13 protein-coding genes are annotated in these 18249 nt (G+C 46.8%); 7 read left to right on the forward strand and 6 right to left on the reverse strand.

Features of this window, described 5'->3' with window-relative positions; all coding sequences use genetic code 11:
• Nucleotides 1–6 precede the first annotated feature (6 nt).
• Nucleotides 7–795: an SDR family oxidoreductase gene (locus FLA_RS12950; protein WP_076380965.1), complete on the reverse strand. Its 789-nt coding sequence runs from the start codon at nt 793–795 to the stop codon at nt 7–9.
• Between the two features lie 255 nt (nt 796–1050).
• Between FLA_RS12950 and FLA_RS12960 the strand changes: the two genes are divergently transcribed.
• The 7 genes from FLA_RS12960 (at nt 1051) to FLA_RS12990 (ending at nt 9419) form a co-directional block, all read left to right on the forward strand.
• Complete coding sequence (locus FLA_RS12960; RefSeq protein ID WP_076380969.1) at nt 1051–1602, forward strand: dihydrofolate reductase family protein; 552 nt, start codon at nt 1051–1053, stop codon at nt 1600–1602.
• A gap of 61 nt (nt 1603–1663) precedes the next feature.
• Nucleotides 1664–1936 carry a hypothetical protein gene (locus FLA_RS12965; protein ID WP_144264108.1) on the forward strand — a complete coding sequence of 91 codons (273 nt, stop codon included), beginning with the start codon at nt 1664–1666 and terminating at the stop codon, nt 1934–1936.
• A 102-nt stretch (nt 1937–2038) separates the two neighbouring features.
• On the forward strand, nt 2039–2638 hold the full coding sequence (locus FLA_RS12970; RefSeq protein ID WP_076380972.1) for an RNA polymerase sigma factor: 600 nt from the start codon (nt 2039–2041) through the stop codon (nt 2636–2638).
• Nucleotides 2639–2713: 75 nt separating this feature from the next.
• Entirely contained in the window at nt 2714–3778 is a 1065-nt protein-coding gene (locus FLA_RS12975) for a FecR family protein (protein WP_076380973.1), read from the forward strand.
• Between the two features lie 77 nt (nt 3779–3855).
• Nucleotides 3856–7026, forward strand: a complete 3171-nt coding sequence (locus FLA_RS12980; protein ID WP_159445151.1) for a SusC/RagA family TonB-linked outer membrane protein — start codon at nt 3856–3858, stop codon at nt 7024–7026.
• Between the two features lie 42 nt (nt 7027–7068).
• Nucleotides 7069–8478, forward strand: coding sequence for a RagB/SusD family nutrient uptake outer membrane protein (locus tag FLA_RS12985; RefSeq protein WP_076380975.1), 1410 nt, complete (start codon nt 7069–7071; stop codon nt 8476–8478).
• Nucleotides 8479–8489: 11 nt separating this feature from the next.
• Entirely contained in the window at nt 8490–9419 is a 930-nt protein-coding gene (locus FLA_RS12990; RefSeq protein WP_076380977.1) for a glycerophosphodiester phosphodiesterase family protein, read from the forward strand.
• 64 nt (nt 9420–9483) lie between these two features.
• Here the strand turns inward: FLA_RS12990 and FLA_RS12995 are convergent, their stop codons facing one another.
• The 5 genes from FLA_RS12995 to FLA_RS13015 form a co-directional block, all read right to left on the reverse strand.
• The gene (locus FLA_RS12995) at nt 9484–10299 is read right to left on the reverse strand and encodes an Rpn family recombination-promoting nuclease/putative transposase (protein ID WP_076380979.1); all 816 of its coding nucleotides are present in this window, start codon (nt 10297–10299) and stop codon (nt 9484–9486) included.
• A 114-nt stretch (nt 10300–10413) separates the two neighbouring features.
• The gene (locus tag FLA_RS13000; protein ID WP_076380981.1) at nt 10414–11490 is read right to left on the reverse strand and encodes an aldose epimerase family protein; all 1077 of its coding nucleotides are present in this window, start codon (nt 11488–11490) and stop codon (nt 10414–10416) included.
• 11 nt (nt 11491–11501) lie between these two features.
• Nucleotides 11502–14393, reverse strand: a complete 2892-nt coding sequence (locus tag FLA_RS13005; protein ID WP_076380983.1) for a sugar-binding domain-containing protein — start codon at nt 14391–14393, stop codon at nt 11502–11504.
• A 26-nt stretch (nt 14394–14419) separates the two neighbouring features.
• Complete coding sequence (locus tag FLA_RS13010; RefSeq protein WP_084206389.1) at nt 14420–15775, reverse strand: sugar porter family MFS transporter; 1356 nt, start codon at nt 15773–15775, stop codon at nt 14420–14422.
• A 2-nt stretch (nt 15776–15777) separates the two neighbouring features.
• The gene (locus FLA_RS13015) at nt 15778–18234 is read right to left on the reverse strand and encodes a beta-galactosidase (RefSeq protein WP_076380984.1); all 2457 of its coding nucleotides are present in this window, start codon (nt 18232–18234) and stop codon (nt 15778–15780) included.
• Nucleotides 18235–18249 lie beyond the last annotated feature (15 nt).

Raw genomic sequence — 18249 nt, forward strand, 5'->3', positions numbered from 1 at the left:
GTAATTTTAGTGATTGAATGCGGGAGCATACATTTCTTTAGCACCCATTTTACTTACAAAGGAAAGCATCGCAGCGGGAAAAAGCCTGATCACAAACCGGAGTACCTTAAAAATGCCGGGATAAATTTCATATTGATCCTTTTTTAAACCATTTATGGCTGCTTCAATAATCTTATCTGCCGGCATCAGCATTTTAGGATTAAAGCCATCCACTTCCAGGAATTTATCGTTTAAAGGTGTAGGTGAACCAGGCGCCACCAGTTCAAACACTTTTACTGTGGAGTGTTTTAATTGTACCCGCAATGCCTGCGTAAAGGAACGAAGCCCTGCCTTGCTGGCGCTATACACCGGTGTTAGCGGCATAGGCATGAGTGCAATACCGGAGGTAACGTTAAGAATGGCCGCATTCTTTTGCTTTTTCAAATGCGGCAGAAATTGTTCTGTCATGCGAACAGGCCCCATCAGGTTTATCTCTATTTCCCGCGTGAGGTCTTTTTCTTCTCCCTCCTGCTGCATAATCAGCTTGCGCATTTCGCCGGCATTGTTGATAAGCATGTTCAACGCGGGAAACTGGCGGGTTACCTGATCGTGTAAACGAACAATATCCTCCGGCTTTCTTACATCACTTTGTATAATGTGTACGGCAGGTAGTTTCTGCTGGGTTTCCCGCAGTTTATCCGCATTGCGGCCGGTAATAATAACGGTATTGCCGAGTGCAAGTAAGCGGGAAGCAAACTCGTAGCCAAAACCGCTGGTGCCGCCGGTAATGAGGATGGTGTTATTTTGTAAATGCATGTTGTTTGATGTTTGATAACACAAAAATCAGCAGCAGACACTGGATGAATGTAGGCAAAAGGCAGAACGTTGTAGTGAAAAGGGAGTATTCTCTTATCGGCTACTCAGGCAAACCACAGCTGATCCAGACCTGTATTTATGGTACAAAAATGCCCGCTTTGACTCAATCGCCCTCTTATTTGTCGCATATTCCCCTCACTACAGCTAAAACCATCCGGTATTTTTGATCCCTACTCCTAACAATCAAACTATACTATGAGAACAGTAACATTTGGAATGAATATCAGCCTGGATGGCTGTTGCGATCACACCGTTTTTAATCCCAGTGAAAGTCTGATGGATTATTTCACCGACATGATGAACGACGTAGACCTTACCTTTTACGGCCGTATCATGTATCAGTTGATGTTTCCCTATTGGTCTGATGTGGCGAAAAACAAATCCGGTTCACCAGATGAGATCCGATTTGCCGAAAAATTGACTTCCCTCAAAAAAGTGGTGGTTTCCCGCACATTAGAAAATGCAGAAGAGAATACGCAAATCATTCGCAGCAACCCCGTAGCAGCACTAAAGGAACTAAAGCAGCAACCTGGCAAAAAGATTTCGGTAGATAGCGTAAGCATGCTGCCGGAACTGTTAACAGCAGGACTTATTGATGAATTCAACTTAGTCATTCATCCGGTGATGGCAGGGCGCGGAAGACGTTTATTGGATAGCGGAAGCCTGCTGGAAACACTTTCTTTGCAGCTGACCGATACCATTGTTTTTAAATCGGGCTGTGTGGCGCATCATTACCGCAAACAGTGATAAAGCCTGTTTTTTTGACTTCTTAAAAATAAAGTACATTAGTGCGTTTAAACGCTATCCTATGGATAATATAAAAAGGATGGTCAGGGTGAATATAGCCTACTATATTATTCTTTCTGTTTTCCTGGTGTTGTATGTATTAAATCCTGCTCACTTTATGGAACGCCATTTTGTAATGGTAGTGGCTGTTGGCGTTGCATTGATTTTATGGGGGGTGTATCTTTTTAAAATAGTGGTGAGTGATTTTCCTTTATTAATGCGATTGGGGCTGTTTTGTTTGATGCCTTTTTTAGGAGGGATATTGTTTGTATGTTTTTTGGTAAAGAGATGGTGACCACAGCGCACCGGCTCTGCCCCATTATTATTAATATTAAAATAATAAACAGCAGGCAGCCACTTCTCTACCTTTGTGCCAACAGGCTTACAGTAATTTGATATGAGTCAGCACCTTACTGAAAACTCGGCATATGCTTTATTGCTTCAGGGAAACGCTGAAGCATTTGACTTTTTTTACCACAGGCACCACCAGGCCATTTTTGCCAATATTTATAAAATTATCCAGGACAGGGCTTTTGCGCAGGACATTTTACATGACGTATTCCTGGCTTTCTGGGAAAAGAGAAACTCCCTGCAATCCCCCGAATCTGTTATAGGCTGGTTATATGTAGTGAGTCACAACAAGTCCATCTCCTTTCTCAAACAAAAACTGAAGTCCTCCACCGTTTTACTGGAAAACCCCGGTGTGATAGAGCAAATTGAAGCCAGCCCCGAAATCAATGAAGCCTTTTACCAGAAACAATTGCAGATTTTAGAAGACGCTGTTAATCATTTACCCAAACGCAAAAAAGAAGTATTCAGCCTGTGCCGCTTTGAAGGCCGGTCATTTGAATATGTAGCCAATGTACTGGGCATTTCAGAAGAGTCTGCCAGGGACTATCTCAAACAGTCTACCCGTATGATCCGGCAATATATACAGGAAAATTATCCTGCTGAGCTATCTGTGATGGCAGGCATCATTGTATTATCCTGCCAATAACCCCCTTTTTTGTTAACAATTCGGTAATACCAGTTTTCATCCCCTTTTTACGTAGTCTTAGTCTTTACTACAACAATGAAAGACTATAATACACTTGTAAAGAAGTTTTGGGCCGGTGATGTTACCGAAACAGAAAAACTCCGCCTATACAAAATGGTGATGCAGCAGGAAGAGAACGCCCGTGTATCTTCTGATGCAACTGACCACAAGGCGGAAGAGGAAGTGGCCCCACTGACTTTGGAAGAGTCGCAACATATACTGGAAGCACTTCACCGCAACATTCAACCGGTGGATATATATAAGAAGAGCACTTCCCGTACGAAAGTATGGAAGCTACTGGGCACAATAACAGCGGCAGCGGCAGTCATCCTACTGGTAATATGGGCCAACAGGCAAACCTGGCAACATGCTGCCACAAAGCCTGCACAACAAGGTATTACAGCCGCTGTTAAAACCATTTCCAACCCGCATCAGCAGGTAATGACTGTTCGCCTGGACGACAGCTCGCAGGTGAATATATACCCCGGCGGCAGCATCAGCTACCCGGTGGCTTTCCTTACGGGGCAACAGCGGGTGGTGCAGCTGACCGGTAAAGCCAATTTTAAAGTGCAGCACAATGCCCGCAAACCTTTCCAGGTAATTGCGATGCAGATAAAAACAACAGATATAGGAACAGAGTTTTGTATTGATGCACAACAATCGTCACTCGTAAAAATTCACCTGAAAGAAGGCAGTGTAAAAGTAGAATCACTGCAAAACAGCCATCTGAGCGTCAACAAATTGCTGGAGCATCCCGGGGAAGAATTAAGCATCAACTTCGGCACCCGCGAAGTGAAGCTGGCATCACCGGTAGCCACTGCTGCAGCCAGCGCAACTGCAGCAATGGCGTCCACACATGCCACACCCGCTAAAACAAAGCTGAGCTTTCACAAAACCCCGTTATCCGAAGTGTTTACCAGGTTAGCGCATCGCGAACAGGTAAAGATCAGGTTTAACAAGGCGGTAGTAAATGGGCTCACTTTTACCGGGAACATAGAACCAGGCGATTCCCTGGAAAATACACTGGACATCCTATGTAGCCTGAATGGTTTATCATTTATTAAAACAGAACAGGGTATAGAGATTACCGGTAGTAAATAAATCTATTATCTATTTAATTCATGTACAGGAACGCTCTCAGGAGCGTGCGGGCTACTTATTGCCCAAACATTACCAAAATGGAAAAAAAAGCAACCATGCAGATAAAAACAATAAGGCTGCTAGTAACGGCCCTGCTCTTAACTGGTATAGCACAAGCCCAAACAGGCGCCAGGGTTAAAGGCAAAGTGTTGGACGAGAATGGCGCTGGCCTGGCCGGGGCTACCGTCAACGTTACCAACAATGCCAACAACAAAACGGTGAACACTGTTACGGACAACAAAGGCAACTTTACACTGGAAGATCTTGACAAAACCTTCCTTTACCATTTCTACTTTACCGCTACCGGTTATAAGCCAGATACGGTAAAAAACTTTAAAGTAAGTGCAGGCGACAACAACTCCTTACTCATTCGCATGCACGCTGCCGTGAATGCGTTGAATGAAGTGGTAGTAGTAGGTTACGGCACACAATCAAGGTCGCGCGTTACAGGTGCCATTACCTCTTTGAAGTCAGAAGAACTGAATAAGTATGCATCTGGTAGTTTTGGTCAGCAACTGGCAGGCAGGGCCGCCGGTATCCAGATCAATGATGCCTCTGCCCTTCCCGGTACCGATCCGCAAATCGTTATCAGGGGCATCAGCACCCTTACGGCGGGCACCTTTCCGCTGATAGTGGTAGACGGTTTTCCTTTATCGGAAGGCAGTTCGCTGAACGCTATTAATGCGCAGGACATTGAAACCATAGACATCCTCAAAGATCCTTCTTCCGCTGCTATCTATGGTTCCAGGGCCGCCAACGGTGTTATCCTCATTACCACTAAAAGCGGGAAAGGAGACAAAACAAAGCTCAGCTTTGATGCATATACCGGGTTTCAGGAACGGTCAGACAAAGTGAAACTGATGGATGGTTACCAGTATGCCCAGTATTCTACAGAAGCCCGTAACTGGGGATATATGTCTAAAGATCAGGCACACCGCACGTTGAACGATGACGTAGCTACGCGAAAAGCCAATGGCGCTACTGCCAGGGATTATGTGCTGAATTATGTAGGCCCGTGGCTGGGCAAGCAATCGGGACTTACCAATACCAACTGGCTGGATGCTATTTTCAAAACAGCCCCTGTTAACAACTATAACCTCAGTCTTTCGGGCAACAACAGCAAAACCAGTTACTATATCTCCGGCAACTATTTTAACCAGCAGGGTATTATTCTCAATACCGGCCTGGAAAGGTTCAGCGGTGTTGTGAAAGTGAATTCGCAACCTACCGACTGGCTAAAAGTGGGCATTAGTGTAAACCCTTCCTATAATATCCAGAAGTTCTATAAAAACGATGCTTCCCGGAACTCTGATCCATTAGCAGCTACGCTGATCATGTATCCTTTCTTCCCGGTGTATAATGCCGATGGTAGCCTGGCTATCAGCCAGCAGATCAAAGCCAACACACCGGAAGATGGCGCTTTGGGAGAAAACCCGGTAGCCATTATGAAGATGACTACCTATAACAGAAACTTCTTTCGCAACTTTGGTAACGCCTTCCTGGAGTTTAAGCTGGCAAAAGGTCTCCGGTTCAAAACCATGCTGGGTGGCGATTACACGGGCACTAACATCAACTATTACACGCCCTCTAACGTAGGCGCTTACCGTACTGCTGCACCTAAACCGGCAGCAGCTTCTGCCACCAATGCAGCGGTATGGAACTATATCACCGAAAACACGCTAACCTATTCCAAAACTTTTGGCAAGCACGATATCAACCTGCTGGCAGGTTATTCTTTTCAAAAAGAAAACGGGGATAGCACAGTAGTGAACGGCACGAATATTCCGGATGACAACCTGCAGAACATATCAGGCGCTACCAGCTTCTCCGCCACTAAATCGGCCTATACCTGGAGTCAGTTGTCTTACCTGTCCCGCTTGCAATATGCTTTTGCAGACCGCTACCTGTTTACTGCCGCTATTCGCCGCGATGGATCTTCCCGCTTTGGGCAAAACAGCAAATACGGTTATTTCCCCTCCTTAACAGCAGGCTGGATCATTAGCAAAGAGTATTTTATGCAGGGCCTTAGCTGGTTAAACCTGTTGAAGTTACGGGCTACCTGGGGCAAAGCAGGCAATAACCAGATAGGCGCTTATGGCTCACAGGCGTTGGTAACACAGGAAAACTATGTATACGGCAATACCCTGGCACCCGGCTACGCAGCTACCACTGCCCCTAATGCCAACCTTTCGTGGGAAACCAAAACCGCTTTCAACGTAGGCTTTGATGCCAGTATTTACAAGCGTTTCAGTGTTACCCTCAACTATTACCACACTACCACCTCTAACCTGTTGCTGAACGTGCCCGTACCCGCTCAATCGGGCTACGTAACGTCCTTACAGAATATTGGCAAGGTAAAAAACAGCGGGTTAGAACTGGAGTTCTCCGGCAATGATATCCAGCTGGGGCCTGTTAAATGGTCGTACAGCGCCAACGTAACCTCTAATAAAAACCAGGTGCTGGCCCTGGCGCAGGGACAACAGCAAATTTATACCGGTAAAAACAGCGCTTTCCTTACAAAAGTAGGTGGCTCTATTGCCGAGATGTATGGCTATGATGTGACAGGGGTTTATAAATCACAGGCAGACATCGACAATACACCGCACATTGCCGGTACTGTGGTGGGCGACTATATCATGCGTGATCTGACTAACGATGGTAAAATAACCACAGCAGACAGAAGAGGATTTGGTTCTTATTCTCCCAAACTGGTGTACGGGTTTTCCAGCGATTTCAGTTATAAAAACTTTGACTTTTCCTTTAGTATCACGGGCCTTACCGGAAGAAAGATCTATGATAACAGTCTCTGGCTGATGGAATCAGGTGAATCATTTGGTGTGGGCAACCAATACTATTTCCAGAACAGATGGGACCCGAACGATAATCCTAATGGATTCCTGGCAAGGCCTACCACCAACCTTTCTGCCAACAGGTTAAACGCACAGGCCAGCAACCAGTTCTTTTACGATGCCCATTATTTACGCGTGCGGATGATACAGCTGGGCTATAACTTACCTGCCAGGCTATTGCTCAAAAACAGGATAACAGAATGCCGGGTATACGTATCTGCCAACAACCCATTCCTGTTTACCCCCTACAGGGGCTTTAATCCGGATGCCACCAGCTCTAACGTGTTAACCTCCGGTGCAGCAGATTCCAACTACCCGGTAGCCAGGTCTTTCCAGGTAGGCATGCACCTGGTTCTTTAATCACTGATAGCACAGCATATCTAACATAAAAATTAGTAAGGAATGAAAATGATACAATATATGTTACCAGCCTTCACTGCCTGCATTCTGGCAGGGGCTTGTACTAAACAACTGGACCAGTTACCTACCACATCCAAAGTAGGCAACCAGTTCTTTACCACCCAGAATGAGGCAGAAGAATACATCAGCTCTGTATATGGAACGCTGCAGCGGGTAGGCCTTTATGGCCAGTACCTGCCCGTTCTGGCGGAGATATCTTCTGATAATACCTGGGACCAGGTTCCGGCCAATGACAACGGCTATGCCGGGCAATTAGACCTGTTCACTACCATTCCTTCCAATGGCATTCTCTCCCTCAACTGGAGCGATTCGTATGTGGCCATACAAAGAGCCAATGTGGTGCTGAACAGGATTGATGCAGTCAGTTATCAAACCGACTCTGTTAAAACAGCCCGTAAAGGCGCGATGAAATTTGTTCGTGCGTTGATTTATTTTAATCTGGTACGTACCTATGGCGATGTGCCCCTGGTAACAAAAGAAACCACTAACACCAATGACTACTTTGGACAAGGCAGAACAAACAAGGATACCATCTATACGCAAATTGTCAAAGATTTAAAAGACGCTATCACTGCATTGCCCGCTGTGGCTGATCAAAAAGGTGGTATTGTAAAAACTGCTGCGCAAGCCCTGCTGGGCAAAGTGTATCTTACATTAGCACAATACCCCGAGGCTATCGCTATACTGAATACAGTAGTGAACTCAGGTGTACACAGCCTGTTAAGCACACCGGGAAGTATATTCTCTTTATCCAATGAACTCAATGCTGAAATCATTTTCGCAGTGCAGTTTGCTGCCGGCGTCAATGGCAATACCGAAGGTAGCCCGCTGCAACAGCAGTCAAGTCCATCCGGTTTTATAAGTGGCGCTAAAGGACACAACCTGCCTACCCGTTACCTGTACAATATGTATAGCAATGCCGACCTGCGAAAAGGCACTTACCTGGATACCACTAAACAAGGTGTACCCTACTGTAAAAAATATACTGCTAATGCCAGCAATCCCACCGATGGTGGTAGTGACTTTGTAGTATTGCGTTATGCAGATGTACTGCTGATGCTGGCAGAAGCCAGCAATGAATCCGGCAATACCGCCGATGCATTGACTTACCTGAATAAGATCAGGAACAGGGCCGGGCTTACCAGTTTCCTTATCGAAGATCAAACGCAGATCAGGAATGAAATATCCCTGCAACGCCAGCTGGAACTGGTGGGGGAAGGTCACCGCTGGTTTGATCTTTTACATACCACCGACCCGGTAAACACCATGAACACTTATTTTAAAACCACCGGGCAGAATATTACTATCAAAGACTTTAACTTATTAATGCCCATACCACAGGATCAGGTAGATACCGATCCCTCTATTAAACAAAATACCGGTTATAATTAATACCTCTTATTATGAAAAGAAACTTATTGGCTATCCTGCTACTGTTTACAGGCGTATGTTCCGCACAACAAAAAGGCCGTACTGCATCGGCCATAATGCAGCATTTTCTGCACCCTGATGGCAAGTACGTGCTGGTGGCAGCACACCGCGGCGACTGGCGTAACGCACCGGAAAACTCCATTCACGCCTTACAGTTGTGTATACAGATGGGAGTGGATATTATGGAAACCGATGTACGTAAAACAAAAGACGGCGTATTGGTATTAATGCATGATGACCGTATAGACAGAACCACTTCGGGTAAAGGACTGGTAAAAGAACTTACCTGGGACTCTTTACAGCATGTAACATTACGCCAGGGTCATGGTGGCCCTACAGAAGAGCACATTCCTACTTTTGAAGCCTTTATGCAGGCTGTAAAAGGCAAACCGATACTGATTAACCTAGATAAGGGCTGGGACATTATTCCCGAAATGTATGCTATACTGAAAAAAACAGGTACCGTAGAACAAGCCCTGTTCAAAGGCAACCTCCCCCTGGCACAGCTACGTCAACAATTTGGTAATGTAATGGACAGCATTCATTATATGCCCATGGTTCACCCTTCGGATTACAGCGCAGACAAAACAGGAGCAGAACGCCCGGACAGCCTGATAGCCGGCTTTTATGATCATTACCGCCCGGCAGGCTTTGAGCTGGTGTTTGATAAGGAACAATCACCAGTTATCACAGAAGCACTGCCTGCAGTAGCAAGGCATCACACTACAGTATGGCTGAATTCATTGTGGCCTTCTCAGTGTGCTGGACATGATGATGAAAAAGCCATGATCAATGCCAACGCCAACTGGGGCTGGCTGATTAAAGCGGGTGCCAACACTATACAAACTGATCGACCACAAGAGTTGCTTGCTTATTTGAGGGCGAGTAAAATGCATGATTAGTAGAGGTATAAAAAAAGCCGCACCTGTTGTAAAGTGCGGCTTTTTTTATACTAAGTGAGAATGTTTATCTGTATACTAGTGTTTTTAACTTCTTTAATTCAGCAGTAGGAATCTCTGTTATTTCATGCACAATGGAGATGTCTATCCCCTTCGCCAGCATTTTCCGGGCATTTTCTAGATTATTTTTTTCAATGCCTTTTTTTTCTCCACTTTCCACCCCCAGCTTGTACTTTAAATCTTTAGTTATATCAAAAGTTATTGGCATATTGCCCTCCTCTTTTATGATTTGCTTTTGTAAATCAATTCCACGTAACTGCGCTATTAACTCCAGACGTCTCACCTTTTCTTTGAAAAGGGTGATATCCCCTGCTGTTAATATACGCAATTTAGCGAAAATTCTTTTTACTACTGCTACCCCATCCTCTCTACCAGCTAAAATGGCCAGCAATACCTCGTCAGAGTCATTAGAAGATAAAAAGGTTTCCGGCGAAAAATCACGAATGTCAATGAATGGGCAGCAGTACTGATGGCCAAATGAAGCATACGTGTTTACAATTGTCATGGGCTTTTCTCCTACATATATCATTATTCCCATTACCTGTATACCATAGGTTTCAGTCAACAACATGTTATATTTCGCCATGCGAAATGCCATTTGTTTGTCGTTGGTTGATTGCCATTCAATATGGAGCAAGTATGTTTCACCTGAGACAGGCTGTATCTCGAATACTGTATCTGCTTCACGCTCTACGATGGTTTGCTGTACTTTGGTGGGCATTGCCCGTATGCTTTCGGCTTCTGTCGGTAATAACTGCTTTAAAAGGTTATGTTTAGGACACTTGAAAGTTTCCCTGAATATTTTGTCAAATTCATTTGCCATAGGCAGCTCGTCTTTAGGATGCTAAAAATAATAGCATCCAGTCAAACAACGCTGTTCATTTTGTTCATTTTCAGCATGCTACTTCCGTACAGGAAACTGGCGTTGGCTCACTGTTTACAAATAACTGAACCGAAAGCTTGTTACTGCCGAATACACATCACCCGGTTCCAGCAAGGCAGATGGAAAATGTGCATGATTAGGCGCATCCGGGATGTTCTGTGTTTCTATGGCTATGGCACCATGTTTATTGTAACGTACACCCTGTTCGCCCGTGATAGTCCCGTCCCAGAAGTTAGCAGTATAGATCTGGCAGCCGGGCTGATTGGTATGCACCTGCATACATATGCCTGATGATGCGTCTGCCAGCGTTGCCATGGGCAACAGTTCACCCGCAGCACCCTGTAGCAGCCAGTAATGATCCAGGCCCCGATCGGCAGGGAAATCACCCAGCACCTCCCCGATTATACGGGGCTGCCTGAAATCCAGAGAAGTACCAGCTACCGGCAGTATCTCTCCGGTAGGAATGCCGCCCGCCTCCTTTGCTGCATAGGCTTCTGCCAATACCTGTAATGTATGCCCGGCAATGGTATCAGAGCTGAAGCCGGACAGGTTAAAATAACTGTGATTGGTCAGGTTCAGGATAGTGCTTTTATCTGTAACAGCTGTATAAGACACCTGTAGCTCTTTGTTGGCTGTAAGCGTATAGGTAACGGATAGGTTTACATTCCCCGGATAGCCCTCTTCGCCATCCGGACTGTCGTAGCCAAGGGTGATAGCGGTTCTGTCTGCATCCGCATACCGGCTTTCTATGCGCCACACTTTTTTATCCAGCCCCTGCACACCACCATGTAAATGATTGGGCGGTTCATTGGCAGACAACTGGTATACCTTGCCGTCTATTTCAAAACGGGCATTGGCTATGCGATTGGCAAACCGGCCTACGGTGCTGCCAAAGTAAGGATGTACTCCCAGGTAATGCTGTGGTAATGAAAAGCCTGCTACAATATTCAAAGGCACGCCGTTCCGGTCTGGTAGGATAACAGACATAATGGTGGCTCCATAATTACAGATCTGCACCCGGATGCCTGCATGGTATAGTTCACAAATCCATAGTTGCTGTGTATTGATATAGCCCGCAGCAATGATACGGTTGCCCGGTACATTTTCTGCAGGTGTAGTAAGTATATTCATGGGGGGCGTGTTTAATGTTTACCGGTATTGGGTTTCAGTTCGTCCGGGCTGTCTGCAGTATGCGTACTAAACCGGAACCGGGAAGGCGTTTTCAGCAAATCAGCTACCGTTTCAAACGATACCGATTGTGTTGGTGCAAAGTCAGACGATTGCATATACTGCATCAGGCTGGCAAACAGCTGACGTGCAGCAGGTTTGTCATTGGAAATGGCAGGCCCCAGATCAGCACTGGATAGGATGAGCTTTCCCTTACCTACAGCTACTTCCATAATAAGCCCCAGCCTGCGGTTCAGGAACCAGGTATCAATAGGCTGCACCAATGGCTTAAAGCCGGCAGGAAAATCTTCCAGCACCATCACCTGTGCCTTGTTAGCTATTTCCCACCATTGCAGGTTGCTATAACCTTCTGTAGGGAAACCGGCAAATGCCTTTGAATCTTTGGCTATGACCATGCCGGTTACATGCGGTGGCTTCATCTGAAACCAGGAGGTATTCCAGAACACCGGCTGAAAATACATCACCACTTCCTTGCCTTTTACAATCTTGCCGGCTGCATTGAAGAACACTTTGCCACCTCTCTCCAACACCTGTCTGGCACTATCATTCAGCTGCGTGGTGTAATACACCTCTTGCGGCACTTTCACTTCCTGATCGGGATAAACCCAGATATCCCAGTTGTTCTGGTAAGCAGTACCTGCTATACGTACTGACAATGTCAGTTTTTCCGGCTGTAATACCTTGTGTAATGCCACTCGGATATCCCCTACTTTCTGGCCATTGCCATAACCCAGTGAATCCATACCCAATGTACCTTGTGCATATACCGCACCGGTTTCATTCTTCAGCACCCACTGAAATTGAGGTTGCAGCATGGGTGCCGGCTTTGCATTGGCCACCAGTATGCTGCCCGGTAAAGTATCGGAATTTTTATATACAAACTTTGGCAGCTGCACTAACGGAACCACATCGTTACAAAACTGACGAAATGCTGCTGCGTTAGTATAAGACTTAGGTTTCCAGAAGGCATTCACTACACCCACCAGTGCTGTACCCTGACCAGGAAAGTCCTGCAATCCCAGTAACTGAAAACCGGTATAGCCAGGTGTTCGCAACGTTTTCTCTATTTCATGCTTATAGCACAAAGCCTGTAATTTACCGGATGCCTGCAAAAACGCACCGGCCTGATCCAGCATGCCTTTCTCTTGCAGCGATTCGCGAAATATGTCAAAATTATAAGCCCGGTAAGCTCCTGTATACGATTTCACTTCACCAAAGTCGGGAAATACACACCACTGCCCCATTTCATGGGCAATAAAGGGTTTGTCAAACTTGGCTAAGCCAGCAGCATAATTGCTGTAGGTTTCCGGCCTTTCCTTGTCCCAGGTAAGGCCCCTTACGCCACCTCTTACCTGGTATTGCGCATGGTCAACTACAGGCCAGCTGCCACCTACCGACATGCCGGTGTACAGCCGCCTGGTATCCTGCGCTTTCCAATAATCTACATAAGCATTCAGATAAGGCACCTGGTTACCAGCCGGTTCATTACCTGCCGACAGCATAATAAAGGAAGGATGGTTGCCATACCATTGCAGCATACGCGCTGTTTCGTCATAGAGATACTGGTCAACAGGCATCCCTTTACCAATAGCAACACCATGATTGGGCCAGCTGGGTGCTTCCGGCTGAAGGTATACGCCCAGTTTATCCGCCGCTTCAAAAGCCGCTTCGGGAGGGCACCAGCTATGAAATCGTACATGATTCAAGCCATAAGACTGTATCACTTTTAAAATACGCTCCCACTCGCGTACATCGGTGGAAGGATACCCCGTTAAAGGAAACTCGCAGTTATTCAGCGTGCCACGCAAAGTGATGGGATGATCGTTGATGCGTATCTCCCTGCCTGCAATGGCTACGCTACGCATACCAAATGTAGTGCTATGGGCGGCCAGCTGCCTGCCGCCGGAAACCAGTTGTACGGTAAGACGATAGAGCGCAGGCTGATATTCACTCCAGGTGAACATATCATTTCCCATAGGAAGCGATAACCAAACAGTATCTGTGTTCTGGGCACCTAACCGAACAGCCTTTTTTACCGGGCTTACCCGGTGCACCTTCCCACCATTGTTGCCTGTTGCATGAACCAGTATGTCTCCGTTGATAGCACCATCGGTGGCATTCGCCAGCACCAGCCGTATTGCGGCTGTTTTGCCAGGCACATCGGGAAACACCTGCACCTCCTTTATATATTCTTTTTCACTTACTTTCAGTTGCATGGTACCAATCACCCCATTCCAGTTGCCCTGTGTGTGATCAGATACACTATGTGCATCCTGCCCGGGATTTACTTCTTTCAGGCTGTTATCAATCCGCAGTACTACCCGGTTTACACCGGCATGGCAATAGGCACTGATATCATATTCATGTGGCGCTACCAGGCTGTTTTGTTTGCCCACGAAAACACCATTTACCCATACCTGTGTTTGAATATGTGCACGCTCCAGGAAAAGCATGATGCGCTTACCTGTCCACGATGCAGGTACCGTTACCGAACGCTGGTACCAGGCAGCGCCTACATAATGCTTTAAAGGATTTAACCAGAAAGGGATTTTGATATGTCCTGGCTGACGGTATTTAGCTGTGTAGGGACTGAAATAATAAGAGCTATCATAGATAGAGCCTGTCCACCGTGTGGTAAGGCTGATAGCATCGCCTTTGCCATTGGTGAGCATAGAGCCTGGCAGCTGTATGCTATCGGTAAAACGGCCCATATACCATTTGTCCCGTATACCCGCATCCAGCGAGTCTACCTGAAACTCCCAGTGCCCTGCCAGTGATATACCTGTTTCTTGTGCGCTTACTGTGGTAACCGCTAATAACAGCATCCAAACCAACCGAATTTTCATTTGTATTCATTTTAGAGGGAAAGCCTTTACTCCATACTCTCCAGCGATTTCCCCTTTGTTTCTTTTACTTTTTGCCAGGTAAACAACGTACCCACTGCACAAACACCCGCATAGATATAGAACGATTGCTCCTTCCATTTTTCAAACAACACCGGGAAGGTGAATACCAGCATAAAATAAGCGATCCACAGGCTAACTGTAGCTACTACTATGGCTTCGGCCCGCACCTTGTTGGGGAATATCTCCGAAATAAGCACCCAGGTAACAGGGGCCAGTGTCATCGCATACAACCCTATAGCCGCCAACAGAAACCAGGATACTGATGCCACATGCGCGCCCAATAACTGCGCAATGAAGATATACAGAATGGTTAATCCTGCTGCTCCCATCAGCATCAGTGGTTTGCGGCCCAGCTTGTCTACCAGCAACAGCGCCAGCACGGTAAACACCAGGTTCACTCCTCCTATAAAGATCGTTTGCATCAGCTGGTCGTCCTGGTTGGCCCCAATGCTCTGGAATATTTTAGGGGCATAGTTAAACACGGTATTGATACCGCACAACTGCTGAAACACCGCCAGGCCAATGCCCACCAGCACCGCAGGGATCACCTGTTTTTGCAACAGGCCCGAATAGTTCATTTTGCTAATGCCCTGCAGACTTGCTGCTATCTGTTGCAACGCTTGTTTGGCAAAGGCGGTATCCCCAATGCGAAGTAATACCTTTTCAGCCTCCTGTACCCTGTTCACCTTCACCAGCCACCGTGGACTTTCGGGCAGAAAAAAGCTACCCAGCAAAAACAACGAAGAAGGCACCACGCCCAGGCCAAACATCCAGCGCCAGGCATCTGCCCCGCTATTGCGCAACCAGTAATTGACCAGGTTGGTAATGAGTATACCTATTACAATAGTTAACTGGTTAATGGCTACCAGGCGGCCGCGCAGGTGCGCAGGCGCTACTTCGGCAATGTACATGGGCGATAGCATAGACGCCATTCCCACACCAATGCCGGCACAAAAACGCGCACCAATGAACATTTCCCGGGATACAGATAAAGCCATTACCACCGAAGAAACCGTAAAAACCAGGGCGGCATACATCAGACCGGGCCTGCGTCCATAACGGTCGGCAATTTTACCGGCTATCACACAGCCAGCTACCGCACCCAGGGCCAGGCTGCCTGTGGCAAAGCCCTCCCAGTAACTATCCAGGTGAAACTGATTTTGCAAAAAAGGAAGCGCACCGGAAATCACCGCAAAGTCAAACCCGAACAGGTAGCCCCCCAATGCAGAGATCAGTGAAATAACCACTATATATTTTTTGCTGAAAGCATGTGTATCCTTCGTTGCCGGCACTCCCGGCTGATCTGCTATAAAGATGGCCATAATTAAAAGTTAAGCATCGTTTTGTATTGCGCCTTCATAGAAAGGCTTTTTACTTTCAGGTAGCTTTTATCCTTACCAAAATCAGGAATGCTGCCGGGTAACGGCTGCAAATCTACCTGGTAAGATGCATCCTTCATCATGGGCCGGAAATACAGCACCATTTCTTCCGGCTTACCGGTAGCGGCAACCAGGTCACGCAATCCTATCTGCCAGGGTATGCCTTTATAAAACTCATCTATCACCAGCTCGCCATTGACAAAGCCCTGACCCGTATCGCCGGTGTAATCTACTACCAGGTAACAGTCGTTCAGCTGTTGCGGCAAGCTTTGTGGTAACGTTACCGCCCACTTCCTGCTACTCACTTCCCTCGCTTGCACGGGCAACGATACAGGCGTGTTGGTTACCTGCCAGCCGGTGAACGGATGCCATTTGTTTTGAGGAGTGACTGCCTGTGCAGTGCCAGGCTTTACAGCTATACCGGGATACAGGTAAATATCGAAAACAGCGGAATCGCTCAGGCACGCTAATTGCTTGCCGTTTTGTAACAAAATAGCCTGTGATAAAGCCAGGTGCTTTTTCCCATTCAGCGTTATTAAATAAGATTGTAAAGCCAGTGATTTACGCAATACCAGTACCTGTGTTTTACGTCCATGTTCCTGCACGGTAAACGTGGCTATTGCCCCCTTACAGGTTACTATAGCCTTACCACCGGAGCGCATCAGGGTTGCGCCTGACAAGCCGGATATTTGTGCACCTGCATCCCATGCCAGCTCGGCCTGCACCTGGTCTGGCGCAAAGAAAACATAAGCCGGAACGCCGTTGTTCTCCACCTTACATAACAATTGAGCAGTGGAATAATGCAGTAACAAACCATTCATGTCCAATCTAAATGGCAGTACCAGGTTCTCCCCGCCCGGCACATCCATACCATGTGTAGCGGGAATTTTTATGGCTCCCGCAGCTGTTTGTATGGCAAACTGAATGTTGCGCTGATCCAGCATGCTGGTATCATCCTGGAAATTATTGATGAATAAAAAACCACTATTATCCTTTACGCGCACTGCATAGCGCAGGTCTGTAATGTTGTCGGGTTGCAGTGTGGCTGCGTTATCAGGCAATACAGTAGTCATCGGTGCCAGTATATCGCCAAACTGCTGCATAAAGAAATGCAACAGCTTTAACCGGTGAAACCCTTCCCTTACCTGGCCGTACTCTCCAATGGGTGCCTGAAAATCGTAGGAGATCTTCGGCAGGCCATAGGCTTCATCACTCAGAAAAGCTTCGCCCCCTTTGGGCGTAAGGCCACCGTGATACATGTAATAACCAATGCCATTAGCACCGCTGCCCAGGCAACGGTTAATCATGGCATCAAAGCTTTTATGGTCTGCAATGGGCCTTCTCTTATATACACTCATAATGCCCGAACCCAGTTCGGCCGCAAAAACAGGATAGTCTTCCGGGCGGTAGCGCACCGGTGCATAATCCGGTTTTACCTGCATATCCTTATACAGGAAGAAAGGAGAATAATCGCGCTTCGGTGTCCAGAACGGATAAGCATAAGCCGCTGTTACCGGTATGGTTTCTCCGGGTATAATAGCGGCATTGCCCCAACCCGTAGCGGTATATAATGGCGTTACCATGCCGTGCTTTACAGCCAGTGATTTCAAAATCTTCATATGATCCTGGCCCAGTGCTGCGTAAGGGTTATTTTCCTTTGCTACGCCAACACCTTCCTGTGTGCCTTTCAGGTCACGTTCCGCCGCTGTTAAGTCTAATGGCTGTCCCGGATAAGTAAGTCCCCAGGGTGCTGCGGAATGCTGGTATTCATTTTCTATCTGGATGCCTATTACAGGCCCACCATCTTTATAATACAGTTGTTGCAGCTGTGCGCCTGTTTGCTGGTAAAAGCGGTCTACATAATCCAGGTATAGCTTATCGTTAGAACGTATCACCAGCGGCCTGCCCAGTAACCAGTCCGGCAATCCACCGTTACGCACCTCCCCATGGCAAAAAGGCCCTACCCGTACTATCACATACATGTTATGCTTTGCACATAGCTCAATGAACTGACGTAGGTTGTTATTGCCCGACCAGTTAAACTGGCCCTCCTTTGTTTCGTGGAAGTTCCAGAAAACATAGGTGGCAATTACAGTGATGCCACCGGCTTTCATTTTCAGTATAGACTCTTCCCAATGAGGTTGGGGATAGCGCGAAAAATGAAATTCTCCGGTCACGGGTATTACCGGTTTTCCGTTTAGGGTCAAATAATAATTATTCACCCCTATGCTATCCCCCTGGGGGTTATGGCCACCCAGTTGCAGGTGGCCCCCATATATCTTTTTAGCAGGTACGGCTGCATCTATCTGGTACAGTTTGGGTGTTTGCGCATGCAGTACCATTGCTGGTAACAGCCACGCTCCCACCATTGCTGCATATTGCGTTCTGATCCGTTTTTTCATATGACAATTCACGTT

Origin of the sequence: Filimonas lacunae (genome assembly GCF_002355595.1) — a bacterium.
GTDB lineage: Bacteria > Bacteroidota > Bacteroidia > Chitinophagales > Chitinophagaceae > Filimonas > Filimonas lacunae.

What these genes read in the sequence shown, in the direction of transcription:
- FLA_RS13000 (WP_076380981.1), bottom strand. Translation starts at nt 11,490, where the DNA reads ATGAATATACTTACTACACCTGCAGAAAATGTACCGGGCAACCGTATC.
- FLA_RS12995 (WP_076380979.1), bottom strand. Translation starts at nt 10,299, where the DNA reads ATGGCAAATGAATTTGACAAAATATTCAGGGAAACTTTCAAGTGTCCT.
- FLA_RS13005 (WP_076380983.1), bottom strand. Translation starts at nt 14,393, where the DNA reads ATGAAAATTCGGTTGGTTTGGATGCTGTTATTAGCGGTTACCACAGTA.
- FLA_RS12990 (WP_076380977.1), top strand. Translation starts at nt 8,490, where the DNA reads ATGAAAAGAAACTTATTGGCTATCCTGCTACTGTTTACAGGCGTATGT.
- FLA_RS12970 (WP_076380972.1), top strand. Translation starts at nt 2,039, where the DNA reads ATGAGTCAGCACCTTACTGAAAACTCGGCATATGCTTTATTGCTTCAG.
- FLA_RS12960 (WP_076380969.1), top strand. Translation starts at nt 1,051, where the DNA reads ATGAGAACAGTAACATTTGGAATGAATATCAGCCTGGATGGCTGTTGC.
- FLA_RS12965 (WP_144264108.1), top strand. Translation starts at nt 1,664, where the DNA reads ATGGATAATATAAAAAGGATGGTCAGGGTGAATATAGCCTACTATATT.
- FLA_RS13015 (WP_076380984.1), bottom strand. Translation starts at nt 18,234, where the DNA reads ATGAAAAAACGGATCAGAACGCAATATGCAGCAATGGTGGGAGCGTGG.
- FLA_RS12980 (WP_159445151.1), top strand. Translation starts at nt 3,856, where the DNA reads ATGGAAAAAAAAGCAACCATGCAGATAAAAACAATAAGGCTGCTAGTA.
- FLA_RS12950 (WP_076380965.1), bottom strand. Translation starts at nt 795, where the DNA reads ATGCATTTACAAAATAACACCATCCTCATTACCGGCGGCACCAGCGGT.
- FLA_RS12985 (WP_076380975.1), top strand. Translation starts at nt 7,069, where the DNA reads ATGAAAATGATACAATATATGTTACCAGCCTTCACTGCCTGCATTCTG.
- FLA_RS13010 (WP_084206389.1), bottom strand. Translation starts at nt 15,775, where the DNA reads ATGGCCATCTTTATAGCAGATCAGCCGGGAGTGCCGGCAACGAAGGAT.
- FLA_RS12975 (WP_076380973.1), top strand. Translation starts at nt 2,714, where the DNA reads ATGAAAGACTATAATACACTTGTAAAGAAGTTTTGGGCCGGTGATGTT.